This is a genomic window from Streptomyces lichenis, from assembly GCF_023218175.1.
GTDB classification, from domain to species: domain Bacteria; phylum Actinomycetota; class Actinomycetes; order Streptomycetales; family Streptomycetaceae; genus Streptomyces; species Streptomyces lichenis.
In genome coordinates, this window is the sequence record NZ_JALPTH010000013.1 from 144,588 (window position 1) to 163,937 (window position 19,350).

Here is a 19,350-nt window from a genome sequence, read left to right on the forward strand (position 1 = left end):
CGTCGTCCGGCCCGCCGTGCCGCCGGCCGGAGGGCCATGCTCCCCGCTCCGGCCGGTGTCCGAAAAGTCATCAGCGGATGTCATCGGCTGTTGACTCTAGACCCGCCCGACGACCTACAGTCCGGTTCGACAGCAGCGACCGTCGGGAGGGGTGAGGGCTGATGCCCGCAGAGAGCCGTCGTGTGGTGGTCGTCGGGACCGGCTACGTGGGTCTGACGACGGGGGCCTGCCTGGCCTCACTGGGACACCGCGTGGTGTGCGCGGACGCCGACGCGGCCAAGGTCGCCGCCCTGCGCCGCGGCGAGGTCGCCCTCCTGGAGCCGGACCTCCACGAGCTGGTACGGGACGGACTGGACGGCGGCCGGCTGGCGTTCACCGGGGACACGGCCGCGGCGGTGGACGACGCGGAGGTGGTCTTCCTCTGCCTGCCCACGCCGATGGGGCTGGGCGGCGCCGCCGACCTGGCCGCCGTGGAGGCGGTCGCCGGGCAGATCCGGCACCGGCTGCCGGCCGGCTGCGTCGTGGTCGACAAGTCGACCGTCCCGGTGGGCACCGCCGAGCGGGTCGCCGCCCTCCTCGGCCGGAGCGACGTCCCGGTGCTCAGCAACCCCGAGTTCCTGCGGGAGGGCAGCGCCGTCCACGACTTCCTGCACCCCGACCGGATCGTCATCGGCGGCGGCGACCCGGCGGCCCTGGACCGGGTGGCCGGGCTCTACCGGGCGCTGGACGCCCCTGTACTGCGCTGCGCGGCGGCCGACGCCGAACTGGCCAAGTACGCGGCCAACTTCTTCCTCGCCATGAAGCTCTCCTTCGCCAACAACCTCGCCGTGCTCTGCGACGCGGTCGGCGCGGACGTCTCCGAGGTCACCGCGGCCATCGGCCTCGACCCCCGGATCGGCCCGGCCTTCCTGCGCCCCGGGCCCGGCTGGGGCGGGTCCTGCCTGCCCAAGGACACCCATGCGCTGCTCACCGCCTGCGAGGGAGCCGGCGTCGACTTCCCCCTGCTGCGGGCCACCATCGAGACCAACGTCGCCCACCAGCACCACCTGGTGGACCGGATCGCGGCCGACCTGGACGCCGGCGGCCGCTCACTGGCCGGGGCGCGGCTCGCCCTGCTCGGCCTCACCTTCAAGGCGGGCACCGCGGACCTGCGCGACTCGCCCGCCCTGGCCGTCGCCCGGCTGCTGCGGGCCAGGGGCGCCGTCCTCGTCGCCGCCGACCCCGCGCTCAGCGCCGAGACCACCGACCTAAGCGACCTGCTGACCCTGGTGGAGGACCCCACCGAGGCGGCGGACGGGGCGGACGCCTGCGTGGTGCTCACCGAGTGGCCGGAGTTCCGCGCCCTGGACTGGGAGCGGATGGCCGGGCACATGCGCGGCCGGACCGTCCACGACCCGCGCGGCGTCCTCGACCCCGACCGCCTGGCCCGGGCCGGCCTGGCCCTGCACGGCCTCGGCCGCCCCCGCGTCCTCACCGGCTGAGCCCCGGCCCGGAGCTCTCGGCGGGCCCCGTCCCGCCCACCCCCAGCGGACCCCGTATCCCCATTCTTCGAAAGGCAGCACCATGCGCGTCCTGTGCACCACCACCGGCAGCCCCTCCCACGGCCGGGCCCAACTCCCCCTGTTACGGGCGCTGGCCGCCGCCGGGCACGAGGTACGGGTGCTGACCACCCCCGAGCTGACCACGGTCTTCGGCGACGACGACGTGACCGTGGACCCCCTGCTGCCTGCCTTCGACCCCGGCGCCCTCGTCCAGGACGGGGACGGTGTCGGACCGCTCGGGGCGCAGGCGCCCGCCGAGGCGCAGCAGGCCCGGATGCGCGACCTCACCCGAGCCCTGGGAGGCTCGCTGGCCAGGGCGATGTACGAGGTGGAGGCGCCCGCGGCCCGGGCCTTCCGCCCGGATCTGGTGCTGCGGGACGGCATGGACCTCGGAGCCTGCCTGGTCGCCGAGGAGCTGGACGTACCGCAGCTGCCGACCCCCTCCGGCGCTCTCAACGTGCTCGACCCGGCCGATCTGCACGAACCGCTCAACGCGGTGCGCGCCGAACTCGGCCTGCCGCGGCGGGACGATCCGCTGTCGGTGGTGGCGCACGGCCGGGTCGACTACGTCCCGGCGGCCTTCTCCTTCGCCCGGCACTCCTCCGGCGCCCTCGCCTACCAGCAGACCACCGGCGTGACCCGCTCCGCGCGGCTGCCCGACTGGTTCGCCCGGCTGCCCACCGACCGGCCCCTGGTGTGGGCCGCGCTCGGCAGCGCGCTGCCGCACATCCGCCGGTATCTGCCCGGCGACACCGGCTTTCCGGTGCCGGACCCCGGCGAGTCGCTGCGGATCATCCTCGACGCGACAGCCGGACTCACCGACTGCACCGTGGTCGTGGGCACCTCCGGCATACTGCCGGACGACATCGACCCCGCCTCGCTGCCCGCGCACATCACCCTGACCGACTGGCTGCCGCAACCGCTGGTGCTGGAGACGGCCGACCTGTTCCTCACCCACGGCGGCTTCAACAGCGTCCGCGAGGCGCTGCGCACCGCCACGCCGATGGCCGTACTGCCGCACTTCGGCGACCAGCAGCCCAACGCCGAACGGGTCGAGGAACTGGGGCTGGGCCGCCAGATCACCGAGCGCACTGCGGAGGCCGTGGCCGCCGCCTGCCGGGCGGTGCTGGCCGATCCGGAGGCCGGACGCACCGCGCGCCGGGCCCGGCTGGAGATGCTGGCACTGCCCCCTGTGGAGGCGGCGGTGGACGACCTGCTGAAGCTGGTCGGAGCGGCCCGGTGACCTCGGCGGACCGCGGGCCGTCCGCCGGGGACGGCCCGCGGCCGCCGGCCCCGCCACCCGAGCGGCTGGCGCACCGGCAGGTGGTCACCGTGCTGTCCGGGCTGATGCTGGGGATGTTCCTGGCCGCCCTGGACCAGACGGTGGTGCTCACCGCGCTGCGGACCATCGCCGACGACCTGGACGCCGCCAGCGCGCAGGCGTGGATCACCACCGCGTACCTGATCACCGCCACCGTCTCCACCCCCCTGTACGGAAAACTGGCGGACATCCACGGCCGCCGCCCCCTCTACATCGCCGCGATCACCCTGTTCGCCGCCGGGTCCCTGCTCTGCGGCTGCGCCACCTCCCTGCCCCAGCTCGCCGTCTTCCGCGGGGTGCAGGGACTCGGCGGCGGCGGGCTGATGTCCCTGGCCATGACCGTGATCGCGGACATCACCACCCCACGAGAACGCGGCCGCTACCAGGGCTGGTTCACCGCGGTGTTCGGCGGGGCGAGTGTGCTCGGCCCGCTGGTCGGCGGGCTGCTCGCGGGCGCGGGTGACCCGGCCGGGGTGGCCGGATGGCGGTGGATCTTCCTCCTCAACGTCCCCCTCTCCGTGCTGGCCCTCGCCGTACTGCTGCGGGTGCTGCGGCAGGTGCCCCACCGCCCGGTCCGCCACCGCCTCGACCATCCCGGCGCGCTGGCCCTGGTGGTGGGTGTGGTGCCGCTGCTGCTGGTGGCGGAACGGGGCCGCGACCTCGGCTGGACCTCCCCGATCGCGCTGACCCTGTACGCGGCCTCCGCGGCCGGGTGGACCGCCTTCGCCCTGCTGGAGCGGCGCGCCGGACCCGCGGCGCTGCTCCCGCCGGCCCTGCTCCGCATCCGTACCTTCCGCCTCGGCGTGCTGCTGCACTTCTGCGCGGCCATCGGGATGTTCGGCGCGATGGCCGCGCTGCCGCTCTACCTCCAGCTCGCCCGCGGGATGGACCCGGCCGCCGCCGGACTGGCGATGCTGCCCAGCACCGCCGCGAACGTGGCGGTGACCCTGGCCGTCGGACGCCTGGTGGCCCATATGGGCAGGCCCAAGCCCGCCCTGGTGGCCGGCCTCGCCTCCCTCGCCGCCGGACTCCTGGTCTTCTCCACCCTCCACCCCGACAGCCCGCCCTGGTACCTCGCCCTCGGCCTGGTGCTGCTGGGTGCCGGACTCGGGGCCGCGCAGCAGACCATGACCACCCTGGCCCAGTCCGACGTGCCGCGCGCCGACATGGGCGCCGCCACCGCCGGGGTGAACTTCTCCCGCTCCATCGGCGGCACCCTGGGCACGGCCGCCTTCCTCTCCCTGGTCTTCGCCTTCGCCGCCGACGGCGTCACCGCCCGCGTGGCGTCCACCCTGCGCGACCCCGCCCTCCGCCACCTGGCCGAGGACCCGGCCAACGCCGAGACCCTGGCCGCGGTGACGCGCCCGGACGGCACCGTCGACCTGGAGGACACCGCCTTCCTCGGCCGCCTCCCCTCCGCCCTCGCCCGCCCCTTCCTGGAGGGCTACCTCGACGGCCTGCACGCCGCCTTCCTGCTCGGCACGGCCACCGCCCTCCTCGCCTGCGTCCTCGCCGCCACCCGGGTCCCCGACGTCACCCTCGCCGACACCTCGCCCCCGCCCCCGCCCTCCGGCGACGCCCCGGTGAAGCCCCCCTCGGGGACGAGCCCGCAGGGCGCCTGAGCCACCCCGCCGTCCTTCGGTGCCAGGCGCCGCGGGGGTGGGGCGGATCAGTCGTCGCCGCGGCCCTGGAGGAGGGTGCGGGTGGCGCGGGCGGCGACCTTCGGGTCGAGCATGCCGCGGTAGATCGGCGGGATGGGCCGGTCGACGCCGAACAGGGTGTAGACGGCCAGCATCGCGGCGTGCACCGAGTACTCCACGGTGAAGACCACGTCGTCGGGCATCTCGACGAACTGGCCGGCGAAGGCGAAGTTGCGGGCACCGTCGGGGACGACCTCCGGCCGGTCCCCCGGCGCCCGGCAGGCGAAGAGGGCCGAGGCGTACGGCATCATCACCGTGGTCACGTCCGTGGTCTCCAGCACGTGCTCCAGGAGGTCGTCGAAGCCGAGCTGGCGCACGAGTTCGGTGAGGATCTCCTTGCCGGTCGCCTCGGCCATGGGCTTGCGGACGTGGTCGCCCGGGCGGTCGATCTCGAAGCCGTAGCCCCACAGGGTGCAGGTGCCCTCGGGCATGTCGGGGAAGTGCGGCTGGTAGGGCACCACGATGGACAGGTGCCAGCCCGACTCGACCCAGGTCATCAGGGCGCCGGTGCCCGGCTCGTTGCCGGTGTAGGCGGCGATGCGCCTGAGCAGCGCGTCGTCGCGCATCGTGAGGGTGAACGACTCCCACTTGTGCTCGTCGACGCTGCCGTAGAAGGACATCGGCCGGCCGAAGTCGTCGGCCTTGCGGGCGATGGCCTCCCACAGGGACCAGCCCTGGTCGCGGCGGTCCCGGACCAGTTCCGGCACGGTGTCGTTGCCGCCGTAGGTGGCGTCGGCGGTGATGGAGCCGAGGGTCAGCAGGGTGTGGTCGTCGGGTCCGAGGTCGATGCGCCGGGTGCCGTCGGCGTCCTGCACATGCAGGCAGGTGGCGCGGCGGCCGGTGGCCGACGTGCCCTGGAAGTCGACGTCCAGGACCCGGGTGCCGAAGCGCACGTCCACGCCCTGCGCGGTCAGCCAGCGCTGGAGCGGCACCACCATGGAGTCGTACTGGTTGTAGACCGTGCGGCGCACCCCGGACAGGGTGTGGATGCGGGGGAACTCCTGGACGAACCGAAGGAAGTAGCGGCGCAGTTCGGCGGCGGAGTGCCAGCGCTGGAAGGCGAAGGTGGTACGCCACATCTGCCAGAAGTTGGTGGTGAAGAAGTGCGGGCCGAACACCTCGTCGATCCGCTTGCTGCCGAGCAGCTTCTCCGGGGTGCCCATGAGGCGGGACAGCTCGCCGCGGTCCCGAGCGGAGAAGCCGAAGTCGGCGGCGTCCAGGATCCGGTGCTCCGCGTCGATCAGGCGGGCCCGGGCGTGTGTCCGGACCTTCTCGTTGAAGGCCTGGATCTCGTCGGTGACGCTGGTGCCGGCGTCGTCCCGGGACGGGATCGAGGCGAAGAGGTCCCAGACGCACCGGTACGCCTCCTCCTCCAGCATCCGTCCGCCGCGCGTCACATAGGCGCCCTGGTGGGCCGGGGACTTGGCGCCGTCCAGCGAGCCGCCCTCGATGTCCAGTTCCTCCAGGATGTGGATCCGCTCACCGGGCAGGCCGGCGTCCCGGATGGCGAAGGCCGCCGCCGCCATGCCGGCGATCCCGCCGCCGACGATCCACAGTTGCCGGTTGTCGTTGCCGCTCATCGTCTACACCTCTATTTCGGACTGGGCTCCGTTTTGAGCGTAGTCCCGTTCTCCCCTCCCTCCGCCTATCCTGAGCGGACACGGGACCTTCGGCCCCGGCCACCCTCCGGAACAGAGCCGTTCGGCCCAGCCGGCGGCCTCCCGCCCGCGGAAAGGCGCCCATGCCGCCCAGCTCACCGCCGCCCCCGCCGGAACCGGCCCCGGCCGCACGGCCGGGCGGCCGCCGCGAGCGCAACAAGCGGGACAAGTTCGACCGGATCCTGGTAGCGGCGAGCGCGCTGTTCGCCGAGCACGGCTACGCGGCCGTGGCCACCCAGCAGATCGCCGACGCCGCCGACGTCGGCACCGGCACCCTGTTCCGCCATGCCGGCTCCAAGGCCGGGCTCCTCATGCTGGTCATGAACGAACAGCTCCGGCTGGGTGTCGAGCAGGGACTCGCGCTCGCCCGCAGCGGGGCCGCGCCCGCCGACGCGATCCTCGCCCTGGTGGCCCCCCTGGTCGACGCCGGCTCCCGGCACCCGGAGAACACGGCCGTCTACCAGCGCGAGACGCTCTTCGGCACCGGGCCCGAACGCGAGCGGGCGGCCGAACAGGTGGCCCGCGTCGAGTCCGCGATCGAGGAGATCCTTCGCCTTCACGCGGGCGCCCGCCCGGCACCCGGTCTCGACCGGACCGCGCACGCCGTCTACTCGACCATGTACATGGACATCGTGCGCGTCTGCATGGGCCGCGCCCCCGCCGACGACCTCACCACCCGCCTGCAGACGTCGATCGACCACCTGCTCGGCGTACGGACGAAGCCGGAGGGTGCGGAGGAAGGGCGGGAGCAGACGTAGGCGATCCGCTGCCGTGCGGTCCCCGCGCTGCACTGCGACAGGGGCCGGCACCTCGGCCGCGTTCGACGTGACCGTCGCCTCCGACGCCTGCGGACCGCGTGTGCCGCCCGACCGGAAGCCGGGGGCTGCCCGCGCGGGGACCACAGCACCTGCGCCCGGCGCACTGAGGCCGAGTCCGGAATACCCCCGCTCGCGCGGGGACCACTCGTAGCGCTCCTTCGCGCGCGGAACACCCCCGCTCGCGCGGGGACCACCTGGTCATCGGGGTCGATCAGGCGGAATCCCGCGGAACACCCCCGCTCGCGCGGGGACCACGAGGCGCAGCGGTACGCCGACCGGGCCGCGGATGGAACACCCCCGCTTGCGCGGGGAACACATCTTCGCGACCTGGGCAGTCAGTCGCGCTTTGCCGTTTATTTACCTCTTCGAAGAGGGCTCCTGTTGCTGCGGCGGTGAGTTGGGTCGTCAGGCATGGCGGACCACTTTAACGGGCTTGCCGCATATTGGAGTTGCCGCATTGCATGTGTTGAACGCACAGAGCGGCGGCCCCGTCGCTCCTAGCACTCGCCGCGCCAGACCACCTTGGTGAAGACGACCTCGTCGCCGAAGGTGTTGATGTAGGCGCCAGGGCCGGGGTTGTAGTGGAGGCAGGTCGAGGAACCGCCGCCGCCGTTCTTCCACCTCCAGTCGAACTGGATGTGGTCGTAACCGGGCTGGGGGCGGCCGTTGTTGAAGATGGACAGGCCTGTCATCGAGCCCGACCAGTTGCCCGAGGACTTGTGCACCAGACGTCCCGTGGCGCTCTCGCCGGAGTAGATGCAGAAGTAGCCCTTCTCGCAGCCTGGCGGGTTGGGTTCGGCGGTGGCCGGCGGGGCCGTCGCCAGGATGGCGGTGGCGGACATCGCCGCTGCCAGGGTCGCGAGCACGCGCTTGTTCATGGGCTCTCCTCGGGTCGGGGTGGGGAAGGGGGTCAGCAGACGGGTACGCCGGGGACCTGGTTCTCCGGCACGCTGAGGTAGATGTTGGTCATATAGCCGCCGTACTGGGGGAGATGGGCCCACCAGTCGTTGACGTAGGGCGGGACGCTGACCTCCTGGCCGCGCTTCTGGCAGCGGACCAGGACCTCGACGCCGGCGGGCAGGGCGGTGATCGCGCCGGAGGTGGTCGAGGTCGAGGTGCGGACCCGTACCCCGTTGCCCCAGGTGCCGACCCAGGTCCCGGCCGGCCGGGTGGCGCCGGGCACGTTCAGCGAGCGGGTCAGCCGGCCGACGTCGCTGTACGCCTTGCCGTAGGACGTACCGCTCGGGTGCAGGGTGAGGACGGCCACGATGGTGCGGTCGCCCGCGCCCACCACGCCCGTGGTGTGCAGCGCCGGGCGGGACAGGTCGACGGCGTCGGCTCCGGTCGGGGAGGAGGCGGGCGGGGCCTGGGTGCGGGTGGCGGCGGGGGTGGAGGTGCAGCCGCCCGAGCTGAAGCCGGACCAGCCCTGCTTGACCGCCCAGGGCCGGTCGAAGGAGCCGGCGATGCCGAAGTGCTGGTCGTAGCCGTCGGTGGCACAGCGGGTGGACTGCCGCAGATCGCCGAGGAGGTAGTCGCGTACCGCGGCCGGGGCGGAGTCCAGCAGATGGCGGTAGATCCGCACGGTGTCACGGGCCGAGAGGGCCGTGTAGCCCCAGTAGCCGGGGTGGGTGGCCGGAGGCCGGGCGGTGTCCGTCAGACCGAGGCGGGAGACCATCCGGTCGACGATCGCGCCCCCGCCGTTCGCGGACCAGAAGGCGCTCGCGGCCGCGTCGTCGCTGCCCCGCAGCATGGTGTCGACCCTGGCTCGGTCGGCGGCGGACAGGGCGTCGGGGCTGCGGCCCCAGAGCAGGTCCAGGGCGATCAGCAGCTTGACCACGGAGGCCGAACGGAATTGGGCCGAGGTGTTCAGCTGCTCGGTGAACGCGCCGGTGTGGCGGTCGAAGACGGCGACTCCCGCCGTCACCCCGGCCGGCACCTCGGCCCGGGCGGAGGCACCGGCCGGGGGCGGGGAGGGGGAGGGAGCGTTCGCGGCGTTGGCGGCGCCGGTGGTGGCCGCGGTGGTGCACAGCAGGGCGGCGAGGGCGGTGGCGGCCCAGAGGCCCGGACGGGTCGCGCCGTGGGGGGTGGAACGGGCGGTGCGCCGTCCACGCGTGCTGCTCGGGGTCATTGTTATTGTCCTCCGGTTCGATACGAGGGCGTTGGGGTGGGTGCGTCGGTGTCGTCGGGCAGACGGGGGCGGCCCCCGGGCCGTATGAGGGAGGCCTTCCACCGGGGGAGCGAGACTCATACGGACGGCGGTCGCGGTACGTCGGGGAGACGGGCCCCGCTCGGGCGCCCTGGCCCTGTGCCGACTCGTCCGATTCCGTCCCGGCCACGCCGGGCCCGTACCGTCCGGAGCACCCATGTCCCAGCACCTCGTCCGCCGCGCCGCCGCGGGTCTCGCCGCCGTCGCCGCGCTCTCCCTGTCCACCGCGACCGGCACCGCCCACGCCGGGGCCGCGGGGTTCTACGTCTCCCTGCAGACCAACAGCAACATCCGTTCGCTGCCGAACACCCAGAACGTGCCGATCCTCAACACCGGTTCCAGCAGGGACCGTTACTACCTGGACGGCGTCTGCTACGTGCACGGCCAGCCGGTCACCGCCGGCGGCTACCGCACGGACGTCTGGTACCGGGGCACCGTCCATGACTCGGTGATCGGCAACGGCCCGTACCGCGATGTGTGGGCCTGGGGCGGCAACGTCAACATCGGCAAGGACCCCTCCGACTCCGTGGGCCGCTGCCCGAGCTGACGACGGGCCTGATGCCCCCGGGACCGCGGTGGTGGTCCCGGGGGAGCCAGGAGGACCGCGGCGGTGGCCAGGATCACCGCCGCGGGCTCCGGTCAGCAGGTGCGCACGCCCGGCAGCCAGGCGTCCGGGTGGTCGATGTAGATGTTGCTGACATAGCCGCCGAGCGCGGGGATGTGGGACCAGGCGTCGTTCTTGTAGCCCTCGGCCTCGACCAGGTCACCGCGCTTCTGGCAGTCCACGTGGACCGGCGTCGGCCCGCTCAGTGTGCGCACCACCGCCGCGTTCAGCCGGGCGTCGGCCCGCACCCGGACCGAGGTGCCCCAGGTGGTGAAGTTGGTCCCCGGCGTCCCCCCGCCCGGGGTGCACGGCAGGCCCACCCCGCGCGCGGAGAGATACGGCCCGGGGTCCATGCCCCGGGTGCTGGAGGTGGAGCTGTGCGCCTCGAAGTGCAGGTGGGGGCCAGTGGACTGGCCCTCGGAGCCCATCCGTGCGATCAACTGGCCGCTGCTCACCCGCTGGTTCACCGAGACCAGGCGCTCGTACATGTGCCCGTACTCGGTGACCGTGCCGTCGTCGTGCCGGATGCGGATCCACTGGCCGTAGCCGCTGGCCGGGCCGGAGACGATGACCGTGCCCGGGCCGGCCGAGTAGATGGGCGTACCGCGGTTGTTGGCGATGTCCACGCCGTCGTGCCCGGAGTGCCATCCCTGGGTGATGGTTCCGGCGGCCGGGCAGGACCCGGCGTAGCCGGCGGGCTTGGCGGGCGGCGCCGCCTCGGCCGCGCCGGCGGTGAGCGGGAGCAGTCCGGCCGCGACGGCCGCGGCGGCGAGCAGGCGGAGGGGTGTGGTGCGCATGAGGGCGACTCCGATGAGTAGGGCGAGGAGAGGGAAGAGGTGGTCAGCAGGTCGGGACACCGGGCAGCCAGGCCGCCGGGTCGTCGATGTAGATGTTGGAGATCCAGGCCCGGTACTTCGGCAGGTAGGACCAGGCGTCGTTGCGGTAGCCCTCGGCGTTGACCACCTCGCCGCGCTGCTGGCACTGGACGTCCACCGCGGTGGGGCCGGGCAGCCGGACCACCGGCGGCTTCCCGGTGCCGGGCTCCGGACGGAGGCCGACCCCGGTGCCCCAGGTTATGAACCGCTTGGTGCCGGCCGGCGGCTGCTCGGTGCCGGCGATCCGCAGGGCACCCGCGTACTGGGCGTTCAGCCGTACATCGCTGACCATGACCAGCGTCCCCGACTCCCGGGCCTCGACCATCCTGCCGCCGCCGAGGTAGACGGCGATGTGGTGGACGCTGTTGAGGTTCGCCGGGTTGGAGCCCCAGAGCAGCAGATCGCCCGGTTGCAGCGGGCCGAGCCCCTGGTCGCGGGAGAACCGGGCGGTGGCGCCGCTCCACTGGGCCTGGTTCCAGGACCCCTCGGGCAGCGCGATCCCCGCGCCCTGCCACGCCGCGTACTGCACCAGGTGCGAGCAGTCGAAGCCCTTCACCTTGCTGTCGTGGGCGCCCGGGCCGCCCCCGGGGTAGTCCTGGCCGTAGGTCGGCCCGTGGAGGGAGCCGCCGCCCCAGGAGTAGGGCACCCCGAGCTGGGAGCAGGCGGCGTCGACGATGGCCCGCGCCTGTTCGGAAGTGTCCGCCTGCGGACGGCAGTCGGCGGCGGCGACCGTCGCGGCCGTGGCGGGGAGCGGTGGCGCGGCGGCCGTCGCCGTACCCGTACAGCTCAGTGCGGTGGCGAGCAGCAGTCCTCCGGCCGCCGCCATGGTGCGGTTGGTGCGGTGCATGCGGTTCCCCCGGGATGGTTCCTGTGCGGGTGCGGGTGCGGAAGTGGAGTGGGACGTACGTGGGTGGGTGGGGCGGCCGTGGCGCGACAGGTCAAGCCGCGCGGGTGGGCCGGGTGTGCCCCTGTGGGAAGGGGACGGGAGCGGCGGGGCGTTCGTATGCCCGCGGCGGGGCCGCGTCGAGGGTGGCGCGGATCTTGGCGAGCCCGCGCATCCGGTTGCGCTGCACGGTGCCCCGGTGGGCGCCGAGCCGTTCACCCGCCATGTCGTGGGTGAGATCCTCGATGTCGACCAGGATCACCGCGGCCGCCTCCTTGGGGGACAGCCCGCGCAGCAGGGCGGTCGCCACCGCCTCGGCCTCCCGGCCCGCGAAGCCGCCGTCCCAGCTCTGCTCGGGCAGCTGGTCGGTGCAGCGCTCCTGGTGCGACGGGTGCCGCCACAGGTCGCGCAGCAGGTTCAGCGCCGCCGCGCAGGCGTAGGCGTACGGCTGCCGCTGCCGGGCCAGGGTGCGGCTGCGCGCCCGGCGGGAGAGCCTGAGGTAGGTCTCCTGGAGCAGATCGTCGGCGTCATGCGGGTTGCCGGTGAGGGCCAGCAGCCGGCGCCGCAGCCTGGGCATCACGGTGGTGAAGACCTCGTCGAACTCGGCGATGGTCATGGGTTCGTCGGTGGCGGTCGATCGGTCGGTGGTGATGGTCGGTGTCGGGCGGGTGTGCTCCACGGTGTTCCCCCGTCGTTCTTCTGTCGTGCGCTTCTGTCATGGGCGGGCCGGGGCGGCCGGCCCGTAGAGGGCCGCCGGCGCCCCGGTGAGCAGCGCCCAGTACCGGTCGCCGTACGACCAGTGCCACCACTCGGTCGGGTAGTTGACGAACCCGGCGGCCGTCATCGCCCGGCCCAGCAGCTCGCGGTTGGCCCGCGCCTCGGCGGTGAGACCGTCCGCGGCGGTGCGGCAACGGCCCTCGCTCTCCTCCGGGGTGGCGTTGACCTCGGTGCCGAGCGGAAGCTCCGTACCGTCCCCGGTGCACAGGGTCAGATCCACCGCGCCACCGCTGACATGCGGGGCGACCTCCGGGGGCGAGATGTACGCGCTGGCCAGCTCGCGTATCCGGTCGGCCGGGGCGTCCGGGTGGGCGGCGCGCAGGGTGGCCGCGTAGGCGTCGAAGTAGCGGCACTGCAGGGCGGGGGGCCGGAAGCCCTCCACCATCAGCAGGCGCACACCCGAGGGCAGCGCCTGCTGCGCGAGCAGCAGCCGGCGCAGCACCCCGGCCCTCAGCCGGGCGTACGAGCCGTCGTCGTCGGCCTTGCGCGGGTCGACCCCCAGCGCGGGGAACTCCCTTACGTCGAGCAGCGGTTCACCTGTCTCGCGGACAGGTGTACCGGCCACCCGGTGGTCGGAGAGGAGGATGAGGTCCGTCACGCTCACAGCGTCGGGGCGGGCTCTGCAGGAGCGCTGCATTCCCTCTGCAGGAAGCGCTGCAACGTCCTGCAGAGGGCTGACCGGGGGGAGAGAGATCCGTTCCGGTGGCGCTCATACGGGCGGCGGGCCCGCTCCGTCACCGAGGTGGAAGCCGCACGCCCTCCGCGGCGGACGGCCTCTGGGGCGAACGGCCAACGGCCTCCGGGACGGACGGCGAACGGTCTCCGGGACGGACGGCCTCCGGGACGGACGGCGAACGGTCTCCGCGACGGATGTCGCCCTCTCCGCGGCGGACGCCGCACGGCCTCCGTGGCGAAAGCCGGACAGTCTCATCAGCGAAATGGGGGGAATCCTCACCGGACACCCAGCGAGTTCAAGCCACCCGCCGTCCCACCGCGCCGCCCCGCGCCCGTAGGCAGCGCGGCGACCGGCATGCCCGCGCGCGGGCGCCGGTATGTTGTCCCTGACGCGGGGGAGCGTGAACATCGGGGGTCAGGGTGGACGTTCGCCTTCTGGGTCCGGTCGAGGTGTCGAGCGGAGGGCAGCGCATTCCGCTGAACGGCGCGAAACCGACCGCCATTCTCGCCGCCCTGGTGGTACATCTCGGCGAGGTCGTCTCCGCCGAACGGCTGGTCGACCTGGTCTGGGACGAGGACCCGCCCGCCACCGCCCGGGCGCTGGTCGCCTCGCATGTGTCCGGACTGCGCCGCGCTCTGGCCGGACGGGAGGGCGCGGACGCCATCCGCACCCGCTCCCCGGGATACGTCGCGGAGTTCCCGCCCTCCGCCGTGGACGCCCGGCGCTTCGAGACCGCGTGCGCCGAGGGGCGGAACGCGGCGCTCGACGGGCGGGCCGAGGAGGCCGTGGACGTCCTGCGGACCGCACTCGGGCTGTGGCGCGGCCGGGACGCCCTGGAGGGGCTGGGCCAGAGCTTCGCCCGGGTCGAGGCCATGCGGCTGGGGGAACTCCGGCTGGAGGCGCAGGAGTTCCGCTTCGCCGCCGAACTGGACCTGGACCGCCGCGGCGACCTGGTCGCCGAACTCGTCGCCCATGTCGCCGCCCACCCGCTGCGGGAGCGCCCGCGCGGCCAGCTGATGACCGCGCTGTTCCGCACCGGCCGGGCGGCCGAGGCGCTGCGCTGCTACGACGAGGGCCGCCGGCTGCTCCGTACCGAACTGGGCGTCGACCCCGGCCCGGAACTGCGGGCCCTGCACCGGGCCGTGCTCCAGTCGGACACCGCGGTGCTGGGAGCGCCGCCCCGCCCCCCGGCCCCGCCCGTACCGGGACCGGCACCGGCACCCGCCGGGACGCCTGCCGGAGAGGACGGTGCCGCCGGGCCTGATCGCCGGGACGACCGCCGACCGTCACCCTCCCAACTCCCACCCGACGTCTCCGACTTCGTCGGCCGCACCGAGCAGATCCGCTGGGCCGCGACCCTGCTGGAGCAGGTGCGCGACCCGCGGCGCACCGCTCCGCCCATCGGTGTGGTCTCCGGCCGCTCGGGCACCGGGAAGACCGCTCTGGCCGTCCATGTCGGCCACCGCACCGCCGCGCTCTTCCCCGACGGGCAGCTCTTCGTGGACCTGCGCGCCTCGGACTCCCAGCCGGTACGGACCGTGGACGCCCTGGCCCGGCTGCTGCGCGCCCTCGGGGCCGACCCCGACACCCCCGCCCGGGACGAGGAGGACCTGCTCGGCCTGTACCGCACCCATCTCGCCCGGCGCCGGGTGCTGCTCATCCTGGACAACGCGGTCAGCGAGGCGCTGCTGCGGCCCCTGCTGCCCCCGGGCGGCGGGTCGGCCGTACTGATCACCTGCCGCCGCCGGCTGGTCGCCCTGGAGGGCGCCGCCCATCTCGACCTGGGCGTGCCCACCGACACCGAGGCCCGGGAACTGCTGGCCCGGGTGGCTGGCCCGGCCCGGCCGCCGCTGGAGCCCGAGCAGGCCGCCGAGGTCGTCGCGCTCTGCGGCCGCCTGCCGCTCGCCGTCCGCATCGCCGGCGCCCGGCTCGCCGCCCGCCCGCACTGGACCCCGGCCCGGCTCGCCGCCCGGCTGCGGGACGAGCGCCACCGCCTGGACGAACTGCGGGTCGGCGACCTGGAGGTGCGCGCCAGTCTCGGGCTCGGTTACGCCGACCTCGACCCGCAAGGGCAGCGTGCCCTGCGCCGCCTGGCCCTGATGGACCTGCCCGACTTCGCCGCCTGGATCGCCGGGCCGCTCCTCGACGTGGACCCGGAGGAGGCCGAGGACGCCGTCGAACAGCTGGTGGACTGCCACTTCGTGGAGGTCGTCCGTACCGACGAGACCGGTCTGACCCGCTACCGCATCCACGACCTGGCGCGCGAGCATGCCCGGGAGCGTGCCCTGGCCGACGAGGACCCGCGGGAGCGCGGGGCGGCGGTGCAGCGGCTGGTGGACCGCTGGCTGGCACTGGCCCGCGAGGCGGCGGCCCGCGGCCCGGGCGGTGCCTCGCGCCTCCTCCCGGTCCCTCACAGGGGCGAACCGCCGGTCGCCTCCCGGGACGAGCAGACGGGCACCTGGGCCGTGGGGGAAGGACCGGCGGGGGAGACGGGGGTCCTGCCGGGGGAGCCCACCGCCTGGTTCGCCGCCGAGCAGCGGTGCCTGCTGGCCGCGGTCACCCACTGCGCCGAGCACGGGATGTCCGACGCCGCCCGCGAGCTCGCCACCGCGCTGACGGCCGCGTCCGCCGCGCTCTACAACCAGTTCGACGCCTGGTCCCGCTCCCATGGCACGGCCCTGGAGGCGGTGCGCCGCAGCGGGGACGTCGAGGGCGAGGCCTGGCTGCTCAACGGCCTCGGCCGGCTCCGCCTGGAGCAGGACCGGTACGAGGATGCCCACACCTACTTCGCCACGGCACTGCGCCTCTTCGAGGAGCGGGAGGTGCGGCGGGGCCGCGCGGAGGCGCTGACCGGCATGGGCACGGCCCGCCGCGAACAGGCCCGCTACGACCAGGCCTTGGCCTTGCTCACCTCCGCGCTGACCCACTACCGGGAGCCGGAGGACGGCGCGCCGATGGCCCATGTGCTCTACGGGATCGGGTCCGTCCACCGCGACCGGGGGCATGACGAGGAGGCCTGGGACGCGCTGTCCCGCTCACTCGACCTGTATGTCTCCGCCCGGGACCGCCACGGGGAGGCCCTGGCGCTGCGCGCGCTGGGGCTGTGCCACCGGGCGCGCGGTGATCTGCCGGGTGCGGAGGGCCTGTTGCGGCGGTCCCTGGCCGTCTTCGAGGAGACGGACGACGCCTTCGGTGTCATGTACGCCAGCCAGGCCCTGGCCAAGGTCGAGGTGCGGCAGGGCCGGCTGGCCGAGGCCCGGCGGCGCCTCGACCGGTGCCTGGAGATCACCCGTGAGCGACAGGACCTGTTCGGCGAGGCCCTTGTCCTGCGGACCCTCGGAGAGTGGCACCTCGCCGCCTCCGACCTGCCGCGGGCGACGGAGACCCTGCGCCAGGCGCTGGCGCTGTGGGAGCGGCTGGCGCTGCCGCTGTGGCGGGCCCGTACCCTGCGGGACCTGGCCCGCGCCGCCGTGGCCGAGGGCGCGGTGGACACCGGTCGCCGCTACGAGGAGGAGGCGGGGGCCGTCTTCCGGGAACTCGGCAGCCGTGAGGCCCTGGAGCCTCCGGCCGTGCGGCCCGGCTCCCGCTAGCCGGCGCACGCCGTCCGGGGCGGTGGTCATACGGGGAAGGGGCGCCGACCGTCGGCAGGGTGCGGGGCGGCGCCCGCCGCCCGCCATCACCACCGGGAGAGGCTCCACCATGACGGTCCCCACCACCCGCACCCGCTTCGGCCGCCGGTTCCTGCGGCCCCTCGCCGGTGCGCTGGCGATCGCCGGCTCGATCGTGCTGCCGGCCGCCCAGCCGGCGGCCGCCCACCCGCCGAGCGGGTCCGTGTACGTATGGGCGAGCGATGTCCGGGTGCGGTCGTGCCAGAGCACCTCCTGCGACCTCGCCACGAACGAGCGGCTGACCCGGGTCCGGGTCAGGGCCTACTGCCAGATGAACATGGGCGAGCCGGGACGGGTCACCGACGGCCCCTACACCAACACCTACTGGGTCCAGGTGATCACGCCGGGCGGGACCCTGGGGTGGATCTCGGCGGTGTTCGCCAGCGGCGGCTCCAACGACCGCCCGGTGCCGGGCGCCCCGGTCGACGGGCCCTCGGACCCAACCATCGACTGCGAGTTCATCTGAGCCCGGTCCGCGGTCGGCGTGAAGGTGCCCCGACGGGGTCGGCGCAAGCCGTCCGCCGGGGCACCTGGCCCGGCACGGCGGCCGTCAAGGCCGCGGATGCCGGAGGACAGCCGTCAGCACACCTTGTAGTCGACCCGGGTCGAGTTGTACGAGCAGGTGTCGACGCGGGTGCCGTTCGCCTTCTTCAGGGTGGCGGTGTCCCGGTCGTTGTTCCAGACGTACGCGCGCCGCTGCTGGTACACATTGGCGGCGGTGTTGGTGCCCCGGCCGGTGCGGACGGTGACCGTCTTGCCCCGTCCCAGGGTGTACGCGCCGAAGGTGTAGCGGTGGTTGGAAGCGTCCGTCACCGTCCAACCCCGCAGGTTCACCGAGGCGTTGGTGGTGTTGCGGATCTGGACGTACTCCGCGTTGAGGCTGGCGTTCGACCGGCGGTCGGTGCCCGGGCTGTCGTAGTAGATCTTGTACAGGTGCACCGAGCCGGCGGCCTGCGCGGGGGTGGGCATCGAGACGATGCCCATCGCCGCCACGGCAGCGGTCGCCGCGGCGATGGAGCGGATACGCAGCATGAATGTCCCTTGTTCACAGCCGGGCACCCCCCAATTCGGGCCCGGCGGGACGCTCAGACTAAGCGATTGGTTGAAAGTTGCGCAGCCGGATCATCGGATCGGTGTTCAGGGCTGTTCAGGGCCGTCCATGGCTGTTCATTCTGTTCAGGGTTGCGGTCCTCGGGCCGCCGCCTCCCGCCCGGGCCCCATCGCCCAGCGAATCGTGCCGGTCACCAGATGCCCGCCGGGCCGTACGAGCAGGGGCTCGGCCACTCCGCCCGGACGCCGTAGTCCCAGCTCGGCGCGGGCCCAGGGCGGGAGCAGGCCCACCGCGTTGGCGGCCAGCAGCGCGTAGGGCGGCCGGGCCGGCCAGGGCAGCGGCGGATGGCGGAGCAGATAGCGGACCGTCTCACGCGCCTCGGGGGTGGCCCGCAACTCGGGCCGGTAGTCACGGAGGCGGGCGGCCAGCGCGGCCCGGTCGCGCGGTGGGTCCTGCGCTCCCAGCGCCTCGGCGATACGGGCGGTGTCCGCGAGGTAGCCGTCGCATCCGGCCGGGTCGAGCGGGCGGGCACCGAAGCGCTGGTGGGCCGCGAGGAACGAGGCGACCTCGGCGATATGGACCCAGGCCAGCAGCCGGGGGTCGTCGGCCCGGTACGGCGTACCGTCCGAGGTGGTTCCGCGGACCCGGCCGTGGATGGCGCGTACCTGGTCCACCGCCTGCCGGGCGTCGTCCGCGGTGCCGAAGGTGGTCACGGCGAGGAAGGTGCTGGTGCGGGCGAGCCGGCCCCAGGGGTCACCCCGGAAACCGGAGTGCTCGGCGACGGCGGCCATGGCCAGCGGGTGCAGCGACTGGAGCAGCAGCGCGGCCAGACCGCCGACGAACATCGAGGCGTCCCCGTGCACCCGCCGCACCGGTCGGTCCGGGGCGAACCAGCGCGGCCCGGGAGTCTGGTGGATGCGCCGCCGGTTCTTCGGGCCCTGCGGGCCGGCCACCCGCGCGAACAGGGCCTCGCCCAGGGCGCCCCGCATCCCGCCGCGCGCCCCGCCGCGTCCTTCCGAAGCCGTCCTGTCGGACATCCGGGCCTCCCGCCTCGACGCTCCCAGTGTCCCATCCGCGCCCCATCCGGGCGGGGAAACCCCGACGGGGTGGGGAAACCCCCGGCGGGTCGGATGAAGGGACTCCCCGTCTGCCCGGTCAGCCGAGGGTCAGCCGGCAGTACGCCGCATCGCGGTAGCCGGGGTCTGCCGGACGGACCTCCACGGTGACGGGGACGCCCTTCCGATCGGACCTGAGCCGGACCGGGACGGGGCGTTCCTCGTCCTCGGCCGGCGGCGGCAGCAGGGCGTCGGCGCTCTCGTCCTGGTTGGTCCAGTTCCGGCCGGCGCCCGGGTCGTAGTCCATGGTGCGCTCCCCGGACCGGATGACCAGCGGGGCGTCACCGATCCCGGAGACGGCTTCGACCCGCTCCTCACCGCCCGGGTGCTGGGTGGTGTCCGTGCCGTTGCCGTAGATCGCGGTGAGGCTGTAGCCGTCGTCGGCCTCCGGGTGCGCCGCGCTGACGGTGGCCTCCATGCCGTCCTCCCAGCGGGCGGTCGCGCCCGAACCGAGCGG

The 19,350-nt window shown here is 74.2% G+C and carries 17 protein-coding genes; 7 read left to right on the forward strand and 10 right to left on the reverse strand.

All coding sequences use genetic code 11. The features are described 5' to 3' along the window. The first annotated feature begins 161 nt into the window (after positions 1-161). The 3 genes from M1O15_RS15460 to M1O15_RS15470 all read left to right on the forward strand — a co-directional run bounded on the left by M1O15_RS15460 (position 162) and on the right by M1O15_RS15470 (position 4,484). On the forward strand, positions 162-1,481 hold the full coding sequence (locus M1O15_RS15460) for a UDP-glucose dehydrogenase family protein (RefSeq protein WP_248634403.1): 1,320 nt from the start codon (positions 162-164) through the stop codon (positions 1,479-1,481). Positions 1,482-1,563: 82 nt separating this feature from the next. Beyond that, entirely contained in the window at positions 1,564-2,784 is a 1,221-nt protein-coding gene (locus M1O15_RS15465; protein ID WP_248634404.1) for a glycosyltransferase, read from the forward strand. Beyond that, positions 2,781-4,484, forward strand: a complete 1,704-nt coding sequence (locus M1O15_RS15470) for an MDR family MFS transporter (protein WP_248634405.1) — start codon at positions 2,781-2,783, stop codon at positions 4,482-4,484. Before M1O15_RS15465 ends, M1O15_RS15470 begins: the two co-directional genes overlap by 4 nt. Before the next feature lie 47 nt (positions 4,485-4,531). Here the strand turns inward: M1O15_RS15470 and M1O15_RS15475 are convergent, their stop codons facing one another. Then, positions 4,532-6,142, reverse strand: coding sequence for an oleate hydratase (locus M1O15_RS15475; protein ID WP_248634406.1), 1,611 nt, complete (start codon positions 6,140-6,142; stop codon positions 4,532-4,534). A 161-nt stretch (positions 6,143-6,303) separates the two neighbouring features. On the opposite strand from M1O15_RS15475, the gene M1O15_RS15480 reads away from it, so the two are divergent. Next, on the forward strand, positions 6,304-6,978 hold the full coding sequence (locus M1O15_RS15480) for a TetR/AcrR family transcriptional regulator (RefSeq protein ID WP_248634407.1): 675 nt from the start codon (positions 6,304-6,306) through the stop codon (positions 6,976-6,978). A gap of 557 nt (positions 6,979-7,535) precedes the next feature. Here the strand turns inward: M1O15_RS15480 and M1O15_RS15485 are convergent. Beyond that, positions 7,536-7,916, reverse strand: a complete 381-nt coding sequence (locus M1O15_RS15485) for a hypothetical protein (RefSeq protein ID WP_248634408.1) — start codon at positions 7,914-7,916, stop codon at positions 7,536-7,538. A gap of 32 nt (positions 7,917-7,948) precedes the next feature. Continuing rightward, a complete protein-coding gene (locus M1O15_RS15490) occupies positions 7,949-9,166 on the reverse strand; it encodes a hypothetical protein (RefSeq protein WP_248634409.1) in 1,218 nt (405 codons plus the stop codon). Between the two features lie 235 nt (positions 9,167-9,401). On the opposite strand from M1O15_RS15490, the gene M1O15_RS15495 reads away from it, so the two are divergent. Then, positions 9,402-9,791 carry a hypothetical protein gene (locus M1O15_RS15495; RefSeq protein WP_248634410.1) on the forward strand — a complete coding sequence of 130 codons (390 nt, stop codon included), beginning with the start codon at positions 9,402-9,404 and terminating at the stop codon, positions 9,789-9,791. A gap of 92 nt (positions 9,792-9,883) precedes the next feature. Here M1O15_RS15495 and M1O15_RS15500 read toward each other — a convergent pair whose 3' ends face one another. The 4 genes from M1O15_RS15500 to M1O15_RS15515 form a co-directional block, all read right to left on the reverse strand. Continuing rightward, positions 9,884-10,645, reverse strand: a complete 762-nt coding sequence (locus M1O15_RS15500) for a M23 family metallopeptidase (RefSeq protein ID WP_248634411.1) — start codon at positions 10,643-10,645, stop codon at positions 9,884-9,886. Positions 10,646-10,688: 43 nt separating this feature from the next. Next, complete coding sequence (locus tag M1O15_RS15505; protein ID WP_248634412.1) at positions 10,689-11,570, reverse strand: C40 family peptidase; 882 nt, start codon at positions 11,568-11,570, stop codon at positions 10,689-10,691. Positions 11,571-11,661: 91 nt separating this feature from the next. Beyond that, positions 11,662-12,222 carry an RNA polymerase sigma factor gene (locus M1O15_RS15510; RefSeq protein WP_248634461.1) on the reverse strand — a complete coding sequence of 187 codons (561 nt, stop codon included), beginning with the start codon at positions 12,220-12,222 and terminating at the stop codon, positions 11,662-11,664. Between the two features lie 99 nt (positions 12,223-12,321). Further along, complete coding sequence (locus tag M1O15_RS15515) at positions 12,322-12,981, reverse strand: M15 family metallopeptidase (RefSeq protein ID WP_248634413.1); 660 nt, start codon at positions 12,979-12,981, stop codon at positions 12,322-12,324. 497 nt (positions 12,982-13,478) lie between these two features. On the opposite strand from M1O15_RS15515, the gene M1O15_RS15520 reads away from it, so the two are divergent. Continuing rightward, positions 13,479-16,649: an AfsR/SARP family transcriptional regulator gene (locus M1O15_RS15520; RefSeq protein ID WP_248634414.1), complete on the forward strand. Its 3,171-nt coding sequence runs from the start codon at positions 13,479-13,481 to the stop codon at positions 16,647-16,649. 109 nt (positions 16,650-16,758) lie between these two features. Continuing rightward, on the forward strand, positions 16,759-17,193 hold the full coding sequence (locus tag M1O15_RS15525) for an SH3 domain-containing protein (RefSeq protein ID WP_248634415.1): 435 nt from the start codon (positions 16,759-16,761) through the stop codon (positions 17,191-17,193). Between the two features lie 113 nt (positions 17,194-17,306). On the opposite strand, the gene M1O15_RS15530 is transcribed toward M1O15_RS15525, so the two are convergent. From M1O15_RS15530 to M1O15_RS15540, 3 genes are all read right to left on the reverse strand, one after another. Then, complete coding sequence (locus M1O15_RS15530) at positions 17,307-17,759, reverse strand: lamin tail domain-containing protein (RefSeq protein WP_248634416.1); 453 nt, start codon at positions 17,757-17,759, stop codon at positions 17,307-17,309. A gap of 144 nt (positions 17,760-17,903) precedes the next feature. Then, complete coding sequence (locus tag M1O15_RS15535; protein ID WP_248634417.1) at positions 17,904-18,815, reverse strand: oxygenase MpaB family protein; 912 nt, start codon at positions 18,813-18,815, stop codon at positions 17,904-17,906. 118 nt (positions 18,816-18,933) lie between these two features. Further along, positions 18,934-19,311, reverse strand: coding sequence for a hypothetical protein (locus M1O15_RS15540; RefSeq protein ID WP_248634418.1), 378 nt, complete (start codon positions 19,309-19,311; stop codon positions 18,934-18,936). Positions 19,312-19,350 lie beyond the last annotated feature (39 nt).

Excerpts from the sequence above, each read along its gene's own strand:
- M1O15_RS15460 (WP_248634403.1), top strand. The coding sequence starts at position 162 with ATGCCCGCAGAGAGCCGTCGTGTGGTGGTCGTCGGGACCGGCTACGTG.
- M1O15_RS15465 (WP_248634404.1), top strand. The coding sequence starts at position 1,564 with ATGCGCGTCCTGTGCACCACCACCGGCAGCCCCTCCCACGGCCGGGCC.
- M1O15_RS15475 (WP_248634406.1), bottom strand. The coding sequence starts at position 6,142 with ATGAGCGGCAACGACAACCGGCAACTGTGGATCGTCGGCGGCGGGATC.
- M1O15_RS15480 (WP_248634407.1), top strand. The coding sequence starts at position 6,304 with ATGCCGCCCAGCTCACCGCCGCCCCCGCCGGAACCGGCCCCGGCCGCA.
- M1O15_RS15485 (WP_248634408.1), bottom strand. The coding sequence starts at position 7,916 with ATGAACAAGCGCGTGCTCGCGACCCTGGCAGCGGCGATGTCCGCCACC.
- M1O15_RS15490 (WP_248634409.1), bottom strand. The coding sequence starts at position 9,166 with ATGACCCCGAGCAGCACGCGTGGACGGCGCACCGCCCGTTCCACCCCC.
- M1O15_RS15495 (WP_248634410.1), top strand. The coding sequence starts at position 9,402 with ATGTCCCAGCACCTCGTCCGCCGCGCCGCCGCGGGTCTCGCCGCCGTC.
- M1O15_RS15500 (WP_248634411.1), bottom strand. The coding sequence starts at position 10,645 with ATGCGCACCACACCCCTCCGCCTGCTCGCCGCCGCGGCCGTCGCGGCC.
- M1O15_RS15505 (WP_248634412.1), bottom strand. The coding sequence starts at position 11,570 with ATGCACCGCACCAACCGCACCATGGCGGCGGCCGGAGGACTGCTGCTC.
- M1O15_RS15510 (WP_248634461.1), bottom strand. The coding sequence starts at position 12,222 with ATGACCATCGCCGAGTTCGACGAGGTCTTCACCACCGTGATGCCCAGG.
- M1O15_RS15525 (WP_248634415.1), top strand. The coding sequence starts at position 16,759 with ATGACGGTCCCCACCACCCGCACCCGCTTCGGCCGCCGGTTCCTGCGG.
- M1O15_RS15530 (WP_248634416.1), bottom strand. The coding sequence starts at position 17,759 with ATGCTGCGTATCCGCTCCATCGCCGCGGCGACCGCTGCCGTGGCGGCG.
- M1O15_RS15535 (WP_248634417.1), bottom strand. The coding sequence starts at position 18,815 with ATGTCCGACAGGACGGCTTCGGAAGGACGCGGCGGGGCGCGCGGCGGG.
- M1O15_RS15540 (WP_248634418.1), bottom strand. The coding sequence starts at position 19,311 with ATGGAGGCCACCGTCAGCGCGGCGCACCCGGAGGCCGACGACGGCTAC.